The 20299-nt window shown below is 32.7% G+C and carries 12 protein-coding genes; 5 read left to right on the top strand and 7 right to left on the bottom strand.

Going from position 1 to position 20299, the window contains the following annotated elements:
• Window positions 1-135: 135 nt before the first annotated feature.
• A complete protein-coding gene (locus FRY74_RS09740) occupies window positions 136-3453 on the bottom strand; it encodes a reprolysin-like metallopeptidase (RefSeq protein WP_147100964.1) in 3318 nt (1105 codons plus the stop codon).
• 134 nt (window positions 3454-3587) lie between these two features.
• Between FRY74_RS09740 and FRY74_RS09735 the strand changes: the two genes are divergently transcribed.
• The 5 genes from FRY74_RS09735 to FRY74_RS09715 all read left to right on the top strand — a co-directional run bounded on the left by FRY74_RS09735 (window position 3588) and on the right by FRY74_RS09715 (window position 9676).
• A complete protein-coding gene (locus FRY74_RS09735) occupies window positions 3588-4154 on the top strand; it encodes a MarC family protein (protein ID WP_147100962.1) in 567 nt (188 codons plus the stop codon).
• 2 nt (window positions 4155-4156) lie between these two features.
• The gene (rnhA, locus tag FRY74_RS09730; protein ID WP_147100961.1) at window positions 4157-4630 is read left to right on the top strand and encodes a ribonuclease HI; all 474 of its coding nucleotides are present in this window, start codon (window positions 4157-4159) and stop codon (window positions 4628-4630) included.
• Between the two features lie 94 nt (window positions 4631-4724).
• Window positions 4725-5885: a methionine aminotransferase gene (locus FRY74_RS09725; RefSeq protein WP_147100959.1), complete on the top strand. Its 1161-nt coding sequence runs from the start codon at window positions 4725-4727 to the stop codon at window positions 5883-5885.
• Between the two features lie 69 nt (window positions 5886-5954).
• A complete protein-coding gene (locus FRY74_RS09720; RefSeq protein WP_147100957.1) occupies window positions 5955-8900 on the top strand; it encodes a PD40 domain-containing protein in 2946 nt (981 codons plus the stop codon).
• Window positions 8897-9676 (top strand): amidohydrolase, encoded by a 780-nt coding sequence (locus tag FRY74_RS09715; RefSeq protein ID WP_147100955.1) that lies wholly within the window; start codon window positions 8897-8899, stop codon window positions 9674-9676. The genes FRY74_RS09720 and FRY74_RS09715 overlap by 4 nt, the downstream gene beginning before the upstream one ends.
• Here FRY74_RS09715 and FRY74_RS09710 read toward each other — a convergent pair whose 3' ends face one another.
• From FRY74_RS09710 to FRY74_RS09685, 6 genes are all read right to left on the bottom strand, one after another.
• Entirely contained in the window at window positions 9677-10828 is a 1152-nt protein-coding gene (locus tag FRY74_RS09710; protein ID WP_147100953.1) for a hypothetical protein, read from the bottom strand.
• Window positions 10829-10888: 60 nt separating this feature from the next.
• Complete coding sequence (locus FRY74_RS09705; protein WP_147100951.1) at window positions 10889-14719, bottom strand: DUF7948 domain-containing protein; 3831 nt, start codon at window positions 14717-14719, stop codon at window positions 10889-10891.
• A gap of 151 nt (window positions 14720-14870) precedes the next feature.
• Window positions 14871-15710, bottom strand: coding sequence for a DUF6671 family protein (locus FRY74_RS09700; protein ID WP_147100949.1), 840 nt, complete (start codon window positions 15708-15710; stop codon window positions 14871-14873).
• Between the two features lie 17 nt (window positions 15711-15727).
• Complete coding sequence (locus FRY74_RS09695) at window positions 15728-18220, bottom strand: YbcC family protein (RefSeq protein WP_147100947.1); 2493 nt, start codon at window positions 18218-18220, stop codon at window positions 15728-15730.
• Between the two features lie 30 nt (window positions 18221-18250).
• Window positions 18251-19921 carry a proton-conducting transporter transmembrane domain-containing protein gene (locus tag FRY74_RS09690; RefSeq protein WP_147100946.1) on the bottom strand — a complete coding sequence of 557 codons (1671 nt, stop codon included), beginning with the start codon at window positions 19919-19921 and terminating at the stop codon, window positions 18251-18253.
• A gap of 28 nt (window positions 19922-19949) precedes the next feature.
• Complete coding sequence (locus tag FRY74_RS09685; RefSeq protein WP_147100944.1) at window positions 19950-20255, bottom strand: hypothetical protein; 306 nt, start codon at window positions 20253-20255, stop codon at window positions 19950-19952.
• Window positions 20256-20299: the final 44 nt, after the last annotated feature.

Below are 20299 nucleotides of genomic sequence, written 5' to 3'. Positions count from 1 at the left end.
AAAGGTTTGAAATAATAAAGTTTATGAAGTCCTTTTTATCGGAGTTTAAATTAATCAATAATATTTATTTTTCAAAAGAATTTAAAAAAGCCCAATGATTTCGCAAAGGGCTTTTTTAATGTATGAGTAATAATTTTACTGTTTAGTTACCTTAAATACTTTTGACTCGTTTTGTCCTTTAACTTGTAAAAGATAAATTCCCTTTCCGTAATTAGACATATCAATTTGAATAGTATTGCTATTTATGTTGTTTAGTTCATAAACTACTTTACCTTGTAAATCAGTTAATACTAAGACATTTGCAGTGTTATCTTTTCCAAGAGTAACATTTAATAAATTGTTAGTAGGGTTAGGATAAATAGCTATATTATTAATCAAATAACTATTGTTTATTCCTGTCGGAATAGGTTCGGTACATATTTCTAATGACCACGCATCTAAAGACCCATCATCTTCTGTTGGATAACTGTCTAAAATTGTTAATGTCCATACACCAGCCATATTTTCACCGTTAAAAGCAGAAAGAGCATTTAGGGGTTGAAAAAAACCATTAATTGCAGGGGCGTTATTACAAGTATTTTCAAAAGTAGCGCTAGTTGATGTTGCGTCATCATCAAAAGAAACATCTAAATCATCACCATCACAACCAAAGTTCGAACTAGGGATTCCAGGACCATCAAACAACTGAACGGTTGTGCCTTGTGGAGAAGTTAAAGTTGCTCCTAAATCACCTACCCAGGTATGAGGTAACACTAAGCCTAGTAAATTTACATCAGCTATTGTTCCCGAATTTGGAACAGTAATTGTTGATGTTTGAGTTGCTGCAGAAACAGTCACAGGAACATCTGTACTTGCAATTGTTGAGCAACTAGAAGTTGTAAAAGAAAACACAGAAGAAGTTGGTGCTGAGCCACAATTGTTGTAGCTACTAACTCTCCAATAATAAGTAGTTTCTCCAACCAAAGAAGATGAAGTGTAATTGTTCGATGTAAGCCCTGAAGCATTATCTATAATAGAACTAAAAGCGGCATCAGTTGCAATATCGATGTTATACATTGTTCCTGTTCCTCCAGCAGACCAAGTAAATGTAATTCCAGGGTCAATGCCTGTTGCGGCATTTGCAGGTAGAGCTAAAGCCGCAGCTAGTGGTGCCGGGTCTATAATCTCTAGGCTTACATTATTATTTTTTGTTACAGATGTTGAAGTTCCAGTAATGGTAATAGTATGAGAACCTACCATGCCAGAATTTAGATTACTCACGGTCATTGTAACTGGAGTTCCATTAACTGAAGCTGTAGTTGGATTAAAAGTTACAATTGACCCCGCAGGATTTCCTGAAGCTGAAAATGTTGTCGTCTCGCTAAAAGATAAAAATGTATTATAATTAAAATTATAAACAGCATTTTCTGTTGGGCAGGGAGTTGCTGATGTGCTAGAAAAATTCATCACGAATTCAGCGTCTTCAATAGCAAAATTATTACTATTTAATGCATAAAATATATTTCCACTTCCTCTAACCATAATTCTAGCTGTTGTTGTAGCTGCGCCAGTTGGAACTGTTACACTTGCCGATCCATTATTTGGAACTGTCGACGCTAGAGTATAAGGATATGTATAACCTCCATCTACCGATAAAAAGATGTCAACATTTGGAGTGTTTACGTTCCCAGTACTTGTGTTTGCAACATTCCAAGTAACGGTTTCAGTACCTCCTGAATTCCATGTGATACCTGTTGTATTTTGAGAGGTAACAGCAAAAGGACCAGATGCTCCATCTACTGTTACTTTCATTAAATCAGAAGCAGTTTGCCCGCCAAGAGGGTCATTATCTCTAACAATAAATGAGAAATTAAGAGATCTACCAACAGTAGGTGTTTTTTCCCAAGTTGGAAATAAGTCGCCAGCAATAACACTGCTTAAAACAGGCATATATCTATTTGGCGAGGAAATAGGCATTTTAGCTCTATACAACGGACCAGAAGTCCAGGTAGATACAGGAGAAGAAGAGCTAGGAGCTTGTGCTGGGTCATTTTGAGACCAATTATAAGTTAAAGATCCCATTCCATCAGGATCTGTAGCGGTACCTTCTAAAACAAAAGCGGTACCTTGAGGAATAATATAATCATCTCCCGCGTCTGCAGTTGGAGGGTTGTTAGTGTGGTCGGTATTAACACTACAAGTACTATTTCCTCCAGGCTTAATGTTTGCCAAAATATCTCTTATGTTAACATAGTTGAAATGGGCATCACTATTATTTTGAACATTTACAGAGCAGATTCCTGCATATCCCATTATTGAGCTGCCACTACATGGTTCTACTTCTGTCTGTCCATTACCACTTCTACTACAAGTGTTCATTGTGTGGTACCCTCCAAATTGATGACCCATTTCATGTGCAACATAATCTATATCAAAAGGATCTCCTGTTGGGTTTCCTCGTCCAGTCATCCCACTTCCTTTAGAGCCATCAGTACATACGCAAGCTAAACACCCAGCATTACCACCTCCAGAAGTATTGAAGTTATGTCCTATATCATAATTTGCGTCTCCAATATTAGTGTTTAAGAAGTTTTGTGTTGCTGTATTATATTCTCCATTCCAAGGATCAGAGTTTGTCGCTCCATAAAAAATACAATCGTCATTATTTGCAATAAATTCTAAAGTAACACCAAGATCTATTTCATAAACAGTATTAACTCTATTAATGGTAATGGTCATTTGAGCTTGAATTTCTGCTTTGTTTGCAGCATCAGAACCACCACCAGTAGTAAAGATATTTCCATATTCAGCAGTACATGTTTGAGCTAATCTATATTTACGCATTTTCATATCATCAGCATCAGCCTTAAATGTATTGCCTGAATTTCTATCTTTCTCAATAGATCTTAATTTAGCATCATCTTCTTTTGTTAAACATTCAAAGGGTTGTGTGTCTGGCCCTAAAGAGTTTCTATCATAAACTACATAGTTGTTTAAATCACTAGTATATGGATCAATATAATTTGTGCTTTTAGTTCCAGAAAGAGTCATTGTATGAAGGCCAAACTGAGTAACAGAAAATCTCATATAAGCAGTAGGGTCTTCAATACCCTGAGCAACATAAGTCTTAATCATTGGAAACTTAGCAGCTAAATCTGGGTGCATTATAGGAGAATCCCATACTCTAAAGTGTTCAATTTTACCTTCTGAAGTAGGGAATTCAATAATTAAATTTGATTTACCAGTAAAACCTTCTCTATTTGGTGCTGCAGTTAATTTTGTTTTTAGTTGATTAAAGTCTAGAGCAAAATATTGAGCTTTTGTTGGTATGTTATTTCGGTGTACTTTCTCTTTAGAATTGAGGGTTGAAGCCTCAATTTTTTTCCATAAAGGAGAGCTTGATTGACCTAATAATGATAAAGAAAACGCCCCCATAAAAATGGATGCAACTGCGAATTTAGAGATTAGTTTCATAATAGATATTGTTTAGTTTTCACAATGAAGATAGTGAAAATAAATTGGCAGAGTAAATAAAATTACCATGATTCGTGGAATCTTTAGTTTTGTTTAAACTATAAATTATAATTTCGCACTTTAAAACGATAAAAATGCATTTAGATTTTAAAGAAATAGCAACAGCATCAATGATTTTGTTTGCTGTTATAGATATAGTTGGATCAATACCAATTATTATAGACTTGCGTCAAAAAGTAGGACATATACAGTCTGAAAAGGCTAGTGTTGTAGCAATGATAATAATGATTGTTTTTTTGTTTGTGGGAGAATCTATTTTAAACTTGATTGGTATTGATGTGAACTCATTTGCTATAGCAGGATCATTAATTATTTTCTTTTTAGCAATAGAAATGATATTAGGTATTCAGCTATACAAAGATGATGCACCAAACACAGCATCTATTGTTCCTTTAGCTTTTCCTTTAATTGCAGGAGCAGGAACGATGACCTCTCTTTTATCTTTAAGGTCAGAATATGCAGTAGAAAATATTATTGTAGCGATTATCGTTAATATTATTTTAGTTTATGCAGTACTTAAATTATCAGTAAAAATTGAGAAAATACTTGGAAGTGGAGGATTGGCTGTGCTTCGAAAGGTCTTTGGGGTAATATTATTAGCGATTGCAATCAAACTATTTAAAACAAATGTTGGGTTTTAAAAATGTCAGTTATTACAATTTATACAGACGGAGCTGCAAAAGGAAACCCAGGAAATGGGGGCTATGGAGTTGTAATGATGAGCGGACATCATAAAAAAGAGCTATCAGAAGGCTTTCGTTTAACGACAAACAACAGAATGGAGCTCTTAAGTGTAATTGTTGCCCTAGAAACCATAAAAACAACGAATGCACAGGTTGAGATTTTTTCAGACTCTAAGTATGTTGTTGATTCTGTAGAAAAAAAATGGGTGTTTGGATGGCAGAAAAAAGGATTTAAAGGAAAAAAAAATATTGATTTGTGGCAGAGGTTTTTAAAAATTTACCCAAAACATCAAGTAAAATTTAATTGGGTAAAAGGTCACGCTGGCAACCTCTACAATGAACGATGCGATGAACTGGCAGTTCAGGCTGCAGAAGGTCAAAATTTATTAATAGACGAAGGGTATGAAAAAGAATCATCAGAAGGGCTATTTTAGTTCATCAAGCATAAATTAAAGTTCGTCTAAAAATTTATTTCACACGCTTTCAATAAAAGGCTTTTATTACATTTGCCAACTTCAAAAATAAGGCATGACAGAATACCCAAGTTTAATAAAATCGAAATTACCAAAAGTTGGAACAACCATTTTTACAGTAATGAGTCAACTTGCCAATGAAACTAAGGCAATTAACTTGTCACAAGGATTTCCTGATTTTGAGAGCTCGGATGAATTGATAAACTTGGTAACTCAAGCCATGAAAAAAGGACTAAATCAATATGCTCCAATGTCAGGTGTCCTTGAGTTAAGAGAGCAAATTTCTCAAAAAATTGAGAATTTACATGGCGCAAAATATCATCCTGAATCTGAAATAACGATTACTTCAGGTGCTACTCAGGCAATTTATACTGCAATAGCCTCAACAATAACAGAAGGAGATGAGGTAATTATATTTACTCCAGCTTATGACTGTTATGAACCAGCAATTGAATTGAACGGAGGAAAAACAGTGTTTATTCAAATGCATGCTCCAAGTTATAAAATTGATTGGGAGGATGTTAAAAAGATGATTAATCAGCGCACAAAAATGATTATCATAAACACACCTCACAATCCAACGGCAACTATTTTAAAAGAAAAAGACATGCTTGCTCTTGAAAAAATTGTTGCCGACACTGACATTATCGTTTTGAGTGATGAGGTTTATGAGCATATTGTTTTTGATGATAAAACACACCAAAGCGCTTCTAAATATCCAAAATTAATGGAACGATCATTTATCGTTTCTTCTTTTGGTAAAACATTTCATAATACAGGTTGGAAAATAGGCTATTGTGTAGCGCCTAAAAACTTAATGAAAGAGTTTAGAAAAGCACATCAGTTTATTGTATTTTCGGTAAACACTCCTATGCAATATGCTTTAGCTGAGTACCTGAAAAATGAAAACAATTACATGTCTTTAAATCATTTTTATCAGCAAAAGCGAGATTTTTTTGTTGATTTAATTAAAGGTTCAAAATTTGAAATACTTCCATCTAAAGGTACTTATTTTCAACTTCTGAACTATAAAGGCATTAGTGATGAAAAGGATACTGACTTTGCAATTCGTTTAACTAAGGAGTATGGAGTAGCTTCAATTCCTGTTTCAGTATTTTACCAAAAAAATATTGATGAGAAAATGTTGCGTTTTTGTTTTGCTAAAGAAAATGAAACACTACTTAAAGCAGCCGAGATTTTAAACAAGGTTGTTTAAAACTCATTAACCTCTTTTTCTGTATTCTTTTTTAATTTTATTATTTTCATCTTTTCTTAAAGATTGAAAATGAAGAATTTACTACATTGTTTTGTTGTTATAGCTATTCAAATATTCCCATTATTTACTATAGGAACTAATGTAATTAAGCCTGATTCTGTCGAAAAAGAGGCTTATTATTTTATTTCGAACAGAGATTGTGCTGATGATAAATTGGCAATGTATAAAGCTCGTACCAATCAAAGTGGTATTTCCTCATGTGTAATTAAAGGTAATTTTGAAATTAAAGATTTTAGCCATATGCGTAAAGCTGAAATTTCTGTTTATAATATCTCAAACGACCAATTAGTAGGAATTTATAACACGCACCCTAAAACAGGTAATTACCTAATAATATTAGTTCCAAATGTAAAATATGAGTTTGTAATTAATACTTATGGTTATGCTCCAATTAAAAAAATAGTTGAAATACCGAATTATTCAAGTACAAATGTTTATGATGAAATCTCAACCCAAAAAATCTTGTTGTCGGTTGATTCTTCTAGAATTAATTTAAGCTTAAACACATTGCTTGTTGAGGAGAAAGAACCAACTTTATTTTTGTTAACAGTTTACGATGAAACCAACGAAAACAATCGTCGCGTGGAGCTTTATGAAGCAAATGAAGAGTTACTTGATGAGAAAAGAAAGCAATTATCAGAAACAGACTTCGGTAATATTGATGAATTATTAAAAAATGAAGCCGAAGCAGAAAGTAAAAAACCAGAACAAGCTGAAAAAGCGTTTTTAAAAAAAGACTACAAAACAGCATCTGCAATTTATTCAGAATTACTTATGCTTGACCCAGATGATGAATTAGTGAATTACCGAAAAGGAGTCTCGGTTTATTATACTGAGCAAAACAAATTGCTTTCTTTACAATACCTAAAAAAAGCAGCGCTATCTAATTCAACGCCTTATGATGTATATTATTATTTAGGAATGACTTATCATTCTTGGGCAGATTTTGATAAAGCTCAGCAAGCTTTTGCGAAATATAAAGCAAAAGCAAAACCCAATGAAATTATCGTTAACAATATAGATCGACTCATTGAAAATTGTATTAATGGCAAATTAATAACTCAGGAGCAGTTTGATATGCAAATTTTAAATAAAACACCCATTGATTATAGTAAGCTAGTTAAAGAATTACCATCATCATTAACATCAGAAAAGTTGAGTTATAAAACAGACTTTTTTATCTCTCCATTAGATGGGAAAAAGAAAGAAAAATTTTTAATGTTTAAAACAGAACAAAATGAGATGATTCAAACTAGTTATGGAATAGATGAAAAAAATGGAAAAGATTTATTTTATAACATGCTGTTGGGGGGAGATAAATGGAGTATTTCTAAAACTTTAGGCGAAAATATTAATACAACTTTTGATGAAGATTATGCTTATGTAACTCTAGATGGGAAAACACTCTATTTTGCTTCAAAAGGACATAATAGCATTGGAGGTTACGATATTTTTGTGTCAACAAGAGAAACGGTAAATGATGTTTGGAGTAAGCCTAAAAATATGGGATACCCAATCAACTCTCCTTATGATGATTTTATGTTTATGCCTAGTTTATCAGGGAATGAGGCTTATTTTGTTTCCAATAGAAGAAGTCCAACAGGAGGATATAATTTAATTCATATAAATATGCCTAAGTCTCCACTTCCATTAACAATTGTAAAAGGACATTTTATGACAAATGATTCTATTCCAAACTTTAGTGCTTCAATAGCAGTTTATAACACCAATAATCAAGAAGTAGTTGGAATTTATAACACAAACGCAAACAATGGTAATTTTTTAATGGCTCTAATACCTGGGATAAAATATGAATTTGAAGTAATGGTTGATGGGTTTAATCAACATTTAGCTTATGTTACAGTTCCTACACAAACAGAATCTTTTGCGTTAAGACAAAACATTAGACTAAAAAAAGAAGGCACTTTTGAAATATTAAATATTGATAATTACTTTACAAAAGAAGAAGCTGATAATGCACCTGTTTATAATAAAACTATAAAAGATTTTGAAGTAGAGAAAGTTGCTTTAGTTGAAATACAGCCAAACTCAATTAGAGAACAGTTTAATCAGCCCTCAACTGCACAGAAAGAAATATTAGCTTCAGCAGAACAGTTTTTTATTAATAAGCAATACTTAAAGTGTGCCGAGCAATTTAGTAAAGTAGCACCATTAATTGACCTCAACTTTAAGCAAAGTTATTATTATGGAAAAAGTTTATATAACACAACTAAAGACTATGAAAAAACGCTAAAATTTTTAGAAAAAGCAGGTGAAAATAAAACAACACCTTATGATGTTTTTTTTATGTTGGGTAAAACTAACCATAATGCCTACCGATTTGAAAGGGCTGTAATTGCGTATAAAAAATATCAAGAATTAGCGAACGAAAAAGAGAAAGAAAAGAATAATATAGATGCTCTTATTAATTTAAGTCTATTTGGTAAAGAAATCGTTAATACTCCTAAACCTATAGAAGTATTATCTAAAAAAGAGTTTAAAAAAGAGTTGATTCACACTGTTTATGGTTCGTTAGATGTTGAAGCAAAATTTTTATTAGCACCTGATGACATGACAACCGCAAAAGATAAAAAAGAAGGATTTAAACCAACAATGTATTTAGACAAAAATAAAACAGTTATTTATTATGCTAGCTATGGAGAAAATGGGGAGAATGGGAAAGATATCTTTTTAATGAAAAAATTGCCTGACAATACATGGTCAACACCTACTAATTTAGGGGGGGCGATAAATTCTTTAGGAGACGAAGATTTTCCTTTTTTAACACCAGATGGTAAAACCTTATATTTTTCTTCAACTGAACATGGAAGCATGGGAGGATACGATATTTTTAAATCGGATTGGAACGAAAAGTTAAATACTTGGGATCGGCCAAAAAATTTAGGTGCTCCTATTAATTCTCCTTTTGATGATATATTTTATGTAGAAGAATGAATTTAAAAATTACAATAATACAATCGGAATTACACTGGGAAAATGTTGAAGAAAATTTAGCAATGTTTGCTAAGAAAATAGAAGCTATTAATGAGCAAACAGATATTGTTGTTTTGCCCGAAATGTTTACTACTGGATTTTCTATGGAGTCAGTAAAATTGGCTGAAAAAATGGATGGCAAATCAGTAAAATGGATGAAACAATTAGCTGTTAAAAAAAATGCTGTAATAACTGGGAGTATAATAATTGAGGAAGAAGGTAAATATTTTAATCGTTTACTTTGGGTACAACCTGATGAAAATGTTCTTACTTATGATAAGAGGCATTTGTTTAGAATGGCAGAAGAAGACAAACATTTTACTGCTGGTGAAGAACGATTGATTGTTGAATGGAAAGGCTGGAAAGTATGTCCTTTGATTTGCTATGATTTACGATTTCCAGTATGGAGCAGAAATTCTTTACCTGCATTTGATTGCTTAATTTATGTAGCAAATTGGCCAGAGGCAAGAAAAGAGCCTTGGTATAAGTTGCTAGAAGCAAGAGCGATTGAAAATCAAGTTTATGTTGTTGGAGTCAATAGAGTAGGGTTTGACGGTAAAGACATCAGTTATTCTGGTAATTCTGCAGTAATTGATCCTAAAGGAAATTCAATTAGCAATATTAAAACAAAGTTAAACGAAACTGTAACAATAGAGCTCAATAAACAAGCACTAGAAGATTTTCGAGAAAAGTTTCCTGTAGGTTTAGACGCTGATGATTTTGAAGTTTACATCTAATTACTTCAAATATGTTTTATTGTTTATAATAATATCTTTAGTCATTCCTTTAAGTACATTGCCAGCCTGAATAATTAAACCTTCGCTTGGAGGAAAAGGAACTGGTTCACTCTGAAGTTCACTAGCAGTTTTAGGGCTTAACGCATTTAAATCTCCCCTTGCTATAGTGTAAAAATGTTCAAATAAAGCATCAGAAGTAATCGGCTCTTTTTTCATTAATTTATTATTCATGTTATCGTAATAATTAATGTTTCCAGAAATTCTTGCAGACTTTCGTTGATGAACCCTAGTAACATTACATCTAATTGTTTTGTAATTAGGAAGTTTAATATCATTTCCTAAGCTGTCTTTTTTAACATTTCCATTTTGATCTAACATATAACTAAACCCATCTTCTACCTCTTTTGTTTCTATGCTTACACTTTCTTTTACTTCTTCAGGGGATACTAATATTTGTTCCATTGATAAGATAATAGAGTAGTGGTAATTTATTGAAGTGTCAACATAATTATCATAGTTTAACCACCCTTGATCTAAATCATTTACTTCAATAATTTGAAGTTCATCAATTAATTGTTTTGGAGCAACAACATCGGCATTGTCTTCAATAGTAAAAAATACATTTGTTGTTCCTAAATATTTTGATTCCTCAATTTTTGCATCAACATCTTTAAAGTTATCGGCAAATCTTTTTGTTTCTAAAAAGCGTTCGTAAGCTTCTCTTGCTTTTAATTTATCATTTGTAGCTAAAAGTTCAGTTCCTTTCGCATAAGCATACTCCGCTGCTTTTAGTCTGGCATTTTCTATTTCAGAAATAAAGTCTTGTTTATCGAAATTAATACCAACAACAGGTAAAGATTCAGCCAACAATTGCCTTTTATTCATGCGAGTATAAATTGTAAATAAGGTTGCCCAATTAGCTGGATTTCCTTGTTTTTTTAAACGAGTTACTGCTGCGTTATCTTGGATGTATGCCATTCTGTATGCATCATTAAACACATCTACTTCTTCAAAATTCCCAGCATCTTTCATTATTTTTTTTGCTGATTTTTGCATCGCAGCATCATAATCACCTTTAGCTAAATGTTTAGAAGATGATTTACAAGCAATAATAGTTGATAAGGATAAAAAAAGTATAAAAAGAGTTCTCATAATTTTAGTTTTGATTTTAAGTACAATCATTATTCCAAAAGTATAAAAACAAAAGAATATTTAACGAATTAATGAAACAGTTCCTATTTGTTCTCCTGGATTTCCTTGAATATCTTTATATTTAATTTTCCAGACATACGTTTCGACTTTTGACAAAGTTCCTCTGTAGTAGCCATCCCAACCTTCATCTATATCTTTTGTGTAAAACAATTCTTCCCCCCAACGGTCTACAATCAAAAGCTCAAACTCAACAATATCTTTTCCATAAACATAAAAAACATCATTAACCCCATCACCATCTGGAGTAAATGCGTTTGGCACATAAATGACGCCATCGAAGGAAATGGTAATGGTATCTGTGTTAATACACCCTTCATCAGAGGTTACCGTTAAAGAATAGGTGCTAACTTCTTCTGTATCTACTTCTGGATTTAAGCAATTAATACAACTTAATCCTTGACTTGGAGACCAAATATAATTATTAGCATTTGTTTCAGGATATAAGGTAACTATGTTCCCCCAACTTGTATTAATATCATTTCCTAATTCTACATAAGGTAAAGGAAGTGTGTCCATAAATACAGACAAAGAAAGAGAACAGATTAATGAAGAGTTAATATTTTTAAAAACCTCTACACTAAATAATGTTGGTAAAAAGAGGTTTGTATTTACTGAAGCGTATGTTGGGTTTGAAAATAAAAAACTAGGCTCCCAAAAATAGGAATCTCCTCCAGAAGCCCAAAGGCTAACAGTTTCTCCAATGCATACTGCTGAATCACTTACAATTGAAGCTATAACTTGGTGAACTGATACTAAAACAGAGTCATAAGCAATTCCACATCCGTTTGATGAAGAAACTGTATATAACGTTGTGTTTGTTGGGCTTGCTATGGGGTTTGAAAAAGATGGGTTGTTTAGTGAGCTTGAAGGACTCCAGTTATAGTTTTGCCCTCCATCTACATATAACTCTACTTCTTGTCCAAAGCACAAACTTGTATCGTTTGATGCAACTGCTTGAGGCAATAAAGTATCTACATAAAGGGTCATGAATGTATCTTTCACACAATTATTTAAATCAGTGATGCTAACATTATAATTTGTTGTATAATAAGGTGATGCAATAGGGTTGGAAATATCGTTTAAACTTAATGTGGAATCAGGAGACCATAAATAATATTTACCATAAAAAGCCTCTATTTCTATAGAGTCACCTCTACAAATACTGGTGTCAGGAATTATACTTCCTGATGGATTTAAAATTTCGATGAAAATAGAAGCAGTATCAATACCGCAAGAGTCTCCAACAACAACAGTGTAAGTGGTTGATGTATCGGGCCAAACGATAGGATTTTCGATTAATGAGTCGGAAATGTGATAGGATGATAACCAATAATAAAACTCACCTCCGGTAGCATTTAATTCTATACTATCACCTTTACAAACACCAACAACTGGTGTAATAGAAGCTGTTGGGGGAGGAGAAATATATATATCAACGTAATCGGAATCGGTTAATATACAAGCAATAGAATCTATAGAAGTAAGCATAACATGATAAGTTCCGGCGGAGTCAAATACATGGAATGGCTCAAATTCTGTAGATGAATTGCCATCATCGAATTCCCAGTAATAATTATACCCACCAATACTTAAGTTTTGAAAATGCACTGTATCACCAACACAATAATAGGGAGTGGTATATACTTCTGCATCAACAGTTAGCTTAGTTAAGTTTATTTTGAATACACCTAAATTACATTGAGAGCTAATCCCAGGTAAGGATGTTCCATTTATGTTTGAGTAAGCACCTGGAGTGGTCGGAAAATCGTTGTTTCCAAAGCAACCTGCGCAAACAGCTTGATATACTATTCCCTTTTTATCAAAACGACTAGTTCCACCATCAACATGCTCTCTACTGTCTGAGCCACCAAAAAAAGTGCCCATTAATAATTGGTTAGCATCTTCACTAAACATAGCTAAATAATAATCGTTACCATCAGTTGTATTTTGAACTGCATTTGGAGTGATAGGCAACCCATTAGTAGTACTGTAATCTGCTAGAGCATAAGTTGCATTTAAAGATCCTCCCCATCCAGAGATTAGAATATAATTACAATTATTGACTAAAAATGCAGATAAAGAGATGTCAACTTCCCCTGAACTTGTTCCAAATGTAGTTGAAAAAACAGTTGAAGATAAATCAGGTGTTAATTTATGGATAAACTGGCCGCTATTACTATCGTTATAAACTGTTGCAGGAGTTATTGGGTAAACTCCCTCAGTTTGACCAACAACATAAATATTATCAGCTGTATCCAGCTGAACAAAATAGGTTTGATCTAATTCTTCAGTTCCTATGTAAGTACAAGCTATTAGCGAGGTGGCATCAGAAGTCATTTTAACAATATAACCATCCATTATACCACCAAGAATTGGATTTATAGCGCTAGCAGATGTAGGCAAATCCCAACTTTTTGTGCCGCCAGTAAAAAGAATATTCCCTATTTTATCAAACTGAAGAGAATAAGCAGCATCATCCATGTTTCCACCAAAATAAGTTGACCATATGAGCGAATCAAGAGAAGGATTTAATTTAAAAACACAAGCATTTTGTCCATTGTCTCCGCTTATAAAGTTAGGTTTAATCACACCAGCCGTTGTTGGAAAATCAGTTGAAAGGGTCGTGCTAGCAACAAAAATATTGTTGTTTTCATCTACGACAACCTCTCCTCTATAATCATCAGCATAATTGTATTTTAAAGGGTTCCCTTTGTTTAAGCCATCAATACCACTACCGCCAATAAATGATGAGCCTAATAAAGCGGTTCCATCACTACTAATTTTTGAAACAAAAATATCATAAGTACCATTTAAGGTATCGTCATATGCTGTTGAATATACTGGAAAGTTAGGAGATGCAGTTGTACCAAAAACAACTAAATTATCATTATTATCTACAATTAAACTATGAGGATTATCTTCTCCAATACCACCTAGGTAGGTGGAGTAAATTAGTGTAGTTCCGTCTGGTGAAAATTTAGAGATAGAAGCATCTCTTGAACCACCATTAAAAAACAACTGCAAAGCTCCTGTTGTTACTGGGTAACCCACACCAAACACTACACCTGCCCCATACAAATGGCCAGTTTCATCATAAGTAGATGTAAAACCCCAATTTCCAACTTCTGCTCCAGAATATGAAGCAAAGATTAGCGCAGGGTCAATTATTAAAGTGAAGTTTTTATCATATCCTTTTGGAAACTCAAATGAGAGAGTGTTGTTTTTTAATACATAATTACACGGAACCTCTTTTTTTGTTCCATTAATTTTTTGATAAGCAAAAGGTTTATTTTCGATTAAGGTGTTTACTGATGTTTTAATGTATAAGTGACCATCCTTGATAGTTGTACTTTCAGCTCCTTTATATTTAAGTTTTATTTGAGTTACATCTTTATTTGGAGCTATAATAAAGTCGTATTTAAGCGTGTTGTTGCTTTGGTAAAACTTTAAGTTAATTCCTTTATAAAGTTCTCGATACTCTACTTCTTGATATTTCTTTACATTACTAGCCCATTTATTTTTATCGTTACCTAAATAATAGTTTTCGTAGGTTGATAATGGTTTGGTTGCTGTTAATTTTGGAACTAATGAATTTACAAATGTTACATTAAAAGCATGTAAATTAATTATTGAATCTTCTTTTGAAGGGTTCACTAGTGTTCCATGGTGTAGGTCATCAATTCTTTCTAAATCAGTTTCTCTATAAAACTGATATGTTAATTTATTTGATTCTAAAAATAAATCTCCTGCAGGCAGTTTAGCTCTATACTGTACGTTATTGTTCCATTGTCCTTTATTTTCGGTAAACGATAAATAGGTATTTTGTGCCAATGTAAATTGACATAAAAAAAGGAAAAATATGCAAGCTATTAACTTCAAATCAACAAGTTATAACCTACTAAGGTACAAAATTTTCAAATAGAATATATTTCAGTATTTTTAAAAGAGTTAAAGACTTATTTTTTCAGTTAAGTTTACTGGCCTAAGGATTACAATAGTTACAATACATTGGATCTTCTGATATTTTATCAGGATTTGGTGACTTTATACTAAACCCACATTTAGTACAACCATTAACAAAAAACATTATAGATTGTGTTGGTTCATTACAACTTTCGCATGGTAACCCTTGTATAATGTCAATAACACCAAACCCTGGAGTATTACATTTTTCACATGTTGTTAGCGCTTTATACAGCATGTTTTCGGTTGCTTCAGAAATGACATTCATTCTTGTAGGGTTATATAAAGCTCTCATGTCAGTTTCTACATAGGCATGGTTGTAGTTTTTCTTAATTTGTTCAAATGCTTTTTTTAAATCTACCCAATTACTAATTCCTTTATGGATTTGGGTAATATCATTTTGAGTGTTTCTTATAATTAAGCCATGCTCAGGAAAGTGTACTTTTTTTGCAAAAGTTTCTAGGTCTTCCCAACTTTCACAAAGTTGTGCATCAAAATTGGTTTCAGTGCTTAGCTTTTTTCCAATAATTTCAAGATTGTTTTTTTTGTCTATAAGAATAACTAATTCCTCATTTCCAGGAACAAAAATTAAAGAAGGGTGCATTCCAAAAGAACCTTCGCTTGCAATAGCTAAATCGCAACCAGTCAGCTCCATTGCTATTTCACACTTTTGCCTCGCTGTAGTTAAAGGGTCAGCTTTGCGTTCAACCTCTCCAGTAAAAGTACCTAAACAATCTGTATTAATATTTTCAGGAGCAAAAGGTCGTACTCCAAGTTTGGAAGCTACTAAAGGACCAATAACATTTTCTTTTTTATGCATGGTTGCAATAACCAATTCCCGACCTAAAAAAAGACTCATTTAAATCTAATTTTTAGTTAAGCTGCCGCATCAAGCGAGGATATTTTCTCCCAGGTTAAATTGCCATTGTATCGATGAGATACTTTTCCTTCCTCATTCATTGCTAAGAGGTATATCCATCCATTATCGCATAAATCTCTTACCATTTTATGTTTTTCTAGGATATTATTCATTGCTTCTAATGGAGCTTCTATTATTACATTTAGTTTTAGTGGTTCATGTTGGTATTTTTCCCCATCATGTATCGCTTGAAGAGGCAACCCAACTCTCAAATCACCAGAAAAACCTTCTAATACACCTACTCCAGCAGTTACGTTGTGAAGTGTTTTATTACCTGAACCAAAGGTTTTATTGTCAACAGTAGATCCATAGTATTGTAAATTTATCCAGCTTGTAACAACCATCGGGGCTGTCATTATTAGTTCAAGAATTGAAAATGTTTTGTCTTTTTTCCAATCATAAGAATGTAAGAATGATTGCCCTTCTAGATTGATATCTTTTGTTCTATGTCGAGGAGCAACTACAAAAGCTGAACATCCTGCAAGCCCCCATTCAGGTCTTGTTTGCGCCCAGTCTTTACTTCTTCCAATTATTGATTTATCAATATTTGATTTACCATCTGTTATTAGTTTAATTGAACGTTCAGTTCTTGCTGAATGACCAGCTAACGATAATGATTTTTTAAGATTTTTAAGTTCATTTATTCTTTCTGAAGGCACATCAAATTCATTAAAAACACTAACTTCATCAGTAGTCGTGTCGTGCAAGCAAGCAAGGAAAATAGTGTTTTCAGGAATTAAAAAGTTTTGTTTTTCTAACCTTTCTCTAACGGCTTTGTTATTAAGAACAGCAGCAACTACTTTTGCATTTGCTTCTCCAGTATGACCTCCACATGCTCCACAATCGTAACCAGTTGCATGAGGGTTGTTTACCATGGTTGAACCATGCCCAACAATAAGCACAAACTTTGCAAAGTTTTCTGTTAACGACATTGCTGTTAGTGCATTTTTAGCCATTTCTATCTGTTGGTCTATAGGAATGCCAGTTGCTTCGTTATTTGATGGATTATAATTTAAATCAATAGTTTTCATTGCTGAAAAACGATCTAACATTCCTATTTTATCAGGATGAGGAACAGGTCTAGTAAGCCCGAATGAATCTGTAAAAAGTTTTGGTAAGTATGAAAGGCCAACTGGACTAACAAAACTAAAGCAAGTTACCGCTCCTGATTTAAATGATTTCCATACCTGCCCAATGTGTCTATCAAGTATTCGATTATCTAAGACTTTTTGATGTTCTTTTTCATCAGAGATTTTTTCCATTATTGTTGGTCCTGTTTTTAAAAGAACTGGACATTGAGCTTCTCCATTTTCATGTCCTATTGGTACATACTTTAAAGGGAAAGCAAAGAAACCAGCAAAACCTAGCGTTTCAATGGTGTTGTCTACTAATTCTAAGTTTCTACGGTAAACTTCAGAACGCACATCAATACAAAAAATAGCTTGAGCTTTTGCTTGTTCATTAGTTGAGTTTTTTAAAGGAAGTTGTCCTTTAAACTTATTGATAATGTTACGTTGTGAAGACATATCAAAAGCTTCTTGAAGAATTAGATTTTGTTCTAATTGTTTGTTGAGTTCTTTTTGAATATTTGTAAGTGATAATATTTCTTTTGCATCATTCCACTTTTCAGTTAGCTTATTATTATTTAAACTTTCTAAAAGAGAAGATTCCCAACAAATCAGTATTGCTAAAAATTCAATAAGCTGTCCATCTTTCCCTCCATATAATTCATTATCCCAATCTATTCGAGCTGCATAAGCTGCCCAACCTCCAACTCTAAGTAAAATTTTATGAAGGTATAAAGGGAGTTCTTCTTGAGACAGGTTAAGTTTTTCTAATGCAATATGTGCTGCTTCAATAGGATTGTTTGGTAAGGATTTTACAATTTTTCTAAAATTATTTAACCCTGTTAGTTCTGGAGTTCGATCTACTTCAGCTTCAGCTTTCCATGATTTAAAAGGGCTCTCGTTTTTGTTGGCAGTAACCCAAAACGCTTGACCATTGTCATAATATGATGCAGCCCAATTTGAAACTCTTGCAATAATAAATCTACTCCAATCTTTATCAGTTATTTGGGTAGCTACATCAGCTATAGAAGCAACTGTAGTAGCTACTTCATTTGCTTCATTATTGTGGTCTAATGAATTAATAAATGCGGTTGCATTTATTTTATTATTTCTTTTCTTTAAAACGGCAGCAATATCATCTACTTTAATTTTACCATTTTTTAATTTTTCTATGTAAAAAGAGCTTGGTAAGGTCATTTGAATACCTCCTGCAGCTGCTAATTCTTGCGCTACATTGTCAAATTTTTTATCAGTATGGCCTAAATAAGGATTTACTGCAACAAAGTTTTCAAGTGGCCAAACAGGAGCAATTTTTTTACTCGCTTCTCTTAACACAGTTGTTAACTGTTCAGTATTCAATTTTTGTGAAGATATATTTTCCATTTTTTATAGTGATAAATTGAGGTGTATTTATTAAGCAGTTTGTTTTTCAAATGTGTTTACATTTCTTAAGCTATTTTCAGAGGTTATCTTTTCAATGTTTTCTATTACTTTAGGCTTTCTTTCTTTATCATGAGAATATAAAGCTCGAACTGTTCTGTCAAAAACTGTATTAACATATAAGCCATTTCTTAAATGGATTGCTAAAGCTCTTGAGAATTGGCTTGCTGAAATTAATGGAGCAGCTATTTGAATTAAAACTACGGTTGTAAATGCAACAAGAAGAATGCTTATTAGAATAAATTCTATAAAGTTTGGTACTATTAAATCTGGTATTTGGGAAGATAACAAATAGTGAGTCCCTGACTCTAATGTAAAAAAAGCTGTTGTTACAATTATTGACAATAACGAAGCTCTAAGCATAAGTTTTAAGCTACCATTAGAGTCAATTGCAGAAGTAAACAACCTTGATAATCCGAGAACTATAATTCCTCCAATTGCCAGAAGTGCAATTTCTTTTTCAAAATCAATGCCCCATAAAAGTGCAAACCCACCATAAACACTTAAAGCTAAAAGAATACCAAGAACAATTCTAATTATGCTTCCAACTCTTTTAGTTGCAGTTACTTTTGCAGCTCTGATACTATCAATTACGCTTCCCGAAGATAAGAAAGCATGAGCTTTGTAAAATGAATGAGCCACTAAGTGTAGCATTGCAGCAGGATAAACACCCAAACCACAAATTAACAAACTAAAGCCCATATGAGCAACGCTAGAGTATGCCAAAGTTGTTTTAATAGATGTTTGAGTCATGAAAACAATAGATGCAAATAAAGCTGTAAATCCTCCTAAAACAATTAATATTATAGAAGCATAAAAACTAGCCTCCATAATGTAAGCCATCCTTACAATTAGAAAAGGACCAGCGTTAAGTAACCCTGCATGAAGTAAAGCAGAAACTGGAGTTGGGGTTTCCATTACTTCAATTAACCAACCATGGGTAGGAAATTGAGCTGATTTTAATAATGCTGTTGCAGCTAATAGTATTGCAGCAGCTTCAACACCATGCATGCTAACACCTAGCAACAAGTTGTTTTTTATAGTTTGGAAAATGGTTTCTAAATTTCCCGTTCCAAATTGAAGATATAAGAGAGCAACAGCAGCTAATAAACAAGCATCTCCTATACGTGCAACTATAAATTTTTTACGTGCAGCGATTATCGCTCCAGGTCTTTCTTTATAAAAAATAAGTAAGCGATGAAGTGACAGACTCATTAATACCCACGAAATAAAAACCAATCCTAAATTACCCGAAAGTACTAGTAACTGAACAGATGCAATTGTTGCTGAAAGCCTTCCTATAAAACGGCCTTGTTGAGAATCTCCATCTAAATAATTAAGACTATATTTTGTAACAATAAAGCTTAACAATGCAATCATAGAAAACATAAGCATACTTAGTGAGTCAAGCCTAATGCTTATGCCGATTTTGTTAAATTCAAATAATGATACTTCTAAAAGGTTTTGTTGGAAAACTAATAGACTACAGATTGCAGAAATAATAATGCTAATTAAAGTTGCTGAAATACTCATTTTTTTAACTAAAATTGGTCTCATCCCAGGCTGAAACCTTGAAACAAGAGCTGTAGCAATAAAAGCTATTGGAGAAAGTAAAGAAATTAAAGCAATAGTTTGATCGTTCATCTTTTTGAGTTTGTTTTCTGATTCTAGATTAAATAATATCGATATTAATTTGTGAACTAATACGTAGACTTTTACCCATATTTTTTGCCAACAAAACTTGATCTTCTATAACTTTTTTGCACTCTGTTAGCTCCTTTATTCTTTCTAAAGAGTTTTCGTCTGTGCTTCCAAATCGAATGTTGTTGCTGAAACTTTTCAACTCATGAAAACTTATTTTTTTAGTAAGTAAATCACTCATAATTTCTTGAGCATCCTCTGGTGTAAAAGCCCCTTTAATAAAATCAAATGTAAAATTTTCAACTACTAAGGGTTCTGCTATTTTTGTTTTATTCATTTCAATTAATTTTTTATTTATTCTGCAAAGTTTAAAAAACATAT

It is taken from the genome of Vicingus serpentipes, assembly GCF_007993035.1.
GTDB classification, from domain to species: Bacteria; Bacteroidota; Bacteroidia; order Flavobacteriales_E; family Vicingaceae; genus Vicingus; species Vicingus serpentipes.
This window is presented reverse-complemented; position numbering and strand designations above follow the sequence as displayed.

What these genes read in the sequence shown, in the direction of transcription:
- FRY74_RS09690 (WP_147100946.1), bottom strand. Translation starts at nt 19,921, where the DNA reads ATGAACGATCAAACTATTGCTTTAATTTCTTTACTTTCTCCAATAGCT.
- FRY74_RS09700 (WP_147100949.1), bottom strand. Translation starts at nt 15,710, where the DNA reads ATGAGTCTTTTTTTAGGTCGGGAATTGGTTATTGCAACCATGCATAAA.
- FRY74_RS09735 (WP_147100962.1), top strand. Translation starts at nt 3,588, where the DNA reads ATGCATTTAGATTTTAAAGAAATAGCAACAGCATCAATGATTTTGTTT.
- FRY74_RS09710 (WP_147100953.1), bottom strand. Translation starts at nt 10,828, where the DNA reads ATGAGAACTCTTTTTATACTTTTTTTATCCTTATCAACTATTATTGCT.
- FRY74_RS09695 (WP_147100947.1), bottom strand. Translation starts at nt 18,220, where the DNA reads ATGGAAAATATATCTTCACAAAAATTGAATACTGAACAGTTAACAACT.
- rnhA (WP_147100961.1), top strand. Translation starts at nt 4,157, where the DNA reads ATGTCAGTTATTACAATTTATACAGACGGAGCTGCAAAAGGAAACCCA.
- FRY74_RS09715 (WP_147100955.1), top strand. Translation starts at nt 8,897, where the DNA reads ATGAATTTAAAAATTACAATAATACAATCGGAATTACACTGGGAAAAT.
- FRY74_RS09740 (WP_147100964.1), bottom strand. Translation starts at nt 3,453, where the DNA reads ATGAAACTAATCTCTAAATTCGCAGTTGCATCCATTTTTATGGGGGCG.
- FRY74_RS09725 (WP_147100959.1), top strand. Translation starts at nt 4,725, where the DNA reads ATGACAGAATACCCAAGTTTAATAAAATCGAAATTACCAAAAGTTGGA.
- FRY74_RS09685 (WP_147100944.1), bottom strand. Translation starts at nt 20,255, where the DNA reads ATGAATAAAACAAAAATAGCAGAACCCTTAGTAGTTGAAAATTTTACA.
- FRY74_RS09720 (WP_147100957.1), top strand. Translation starts at nt 5,955, where the DNA reads ATGAAGAATTTACTACATTGTTTTGTTGTTATAGCTATTCAAATATTC.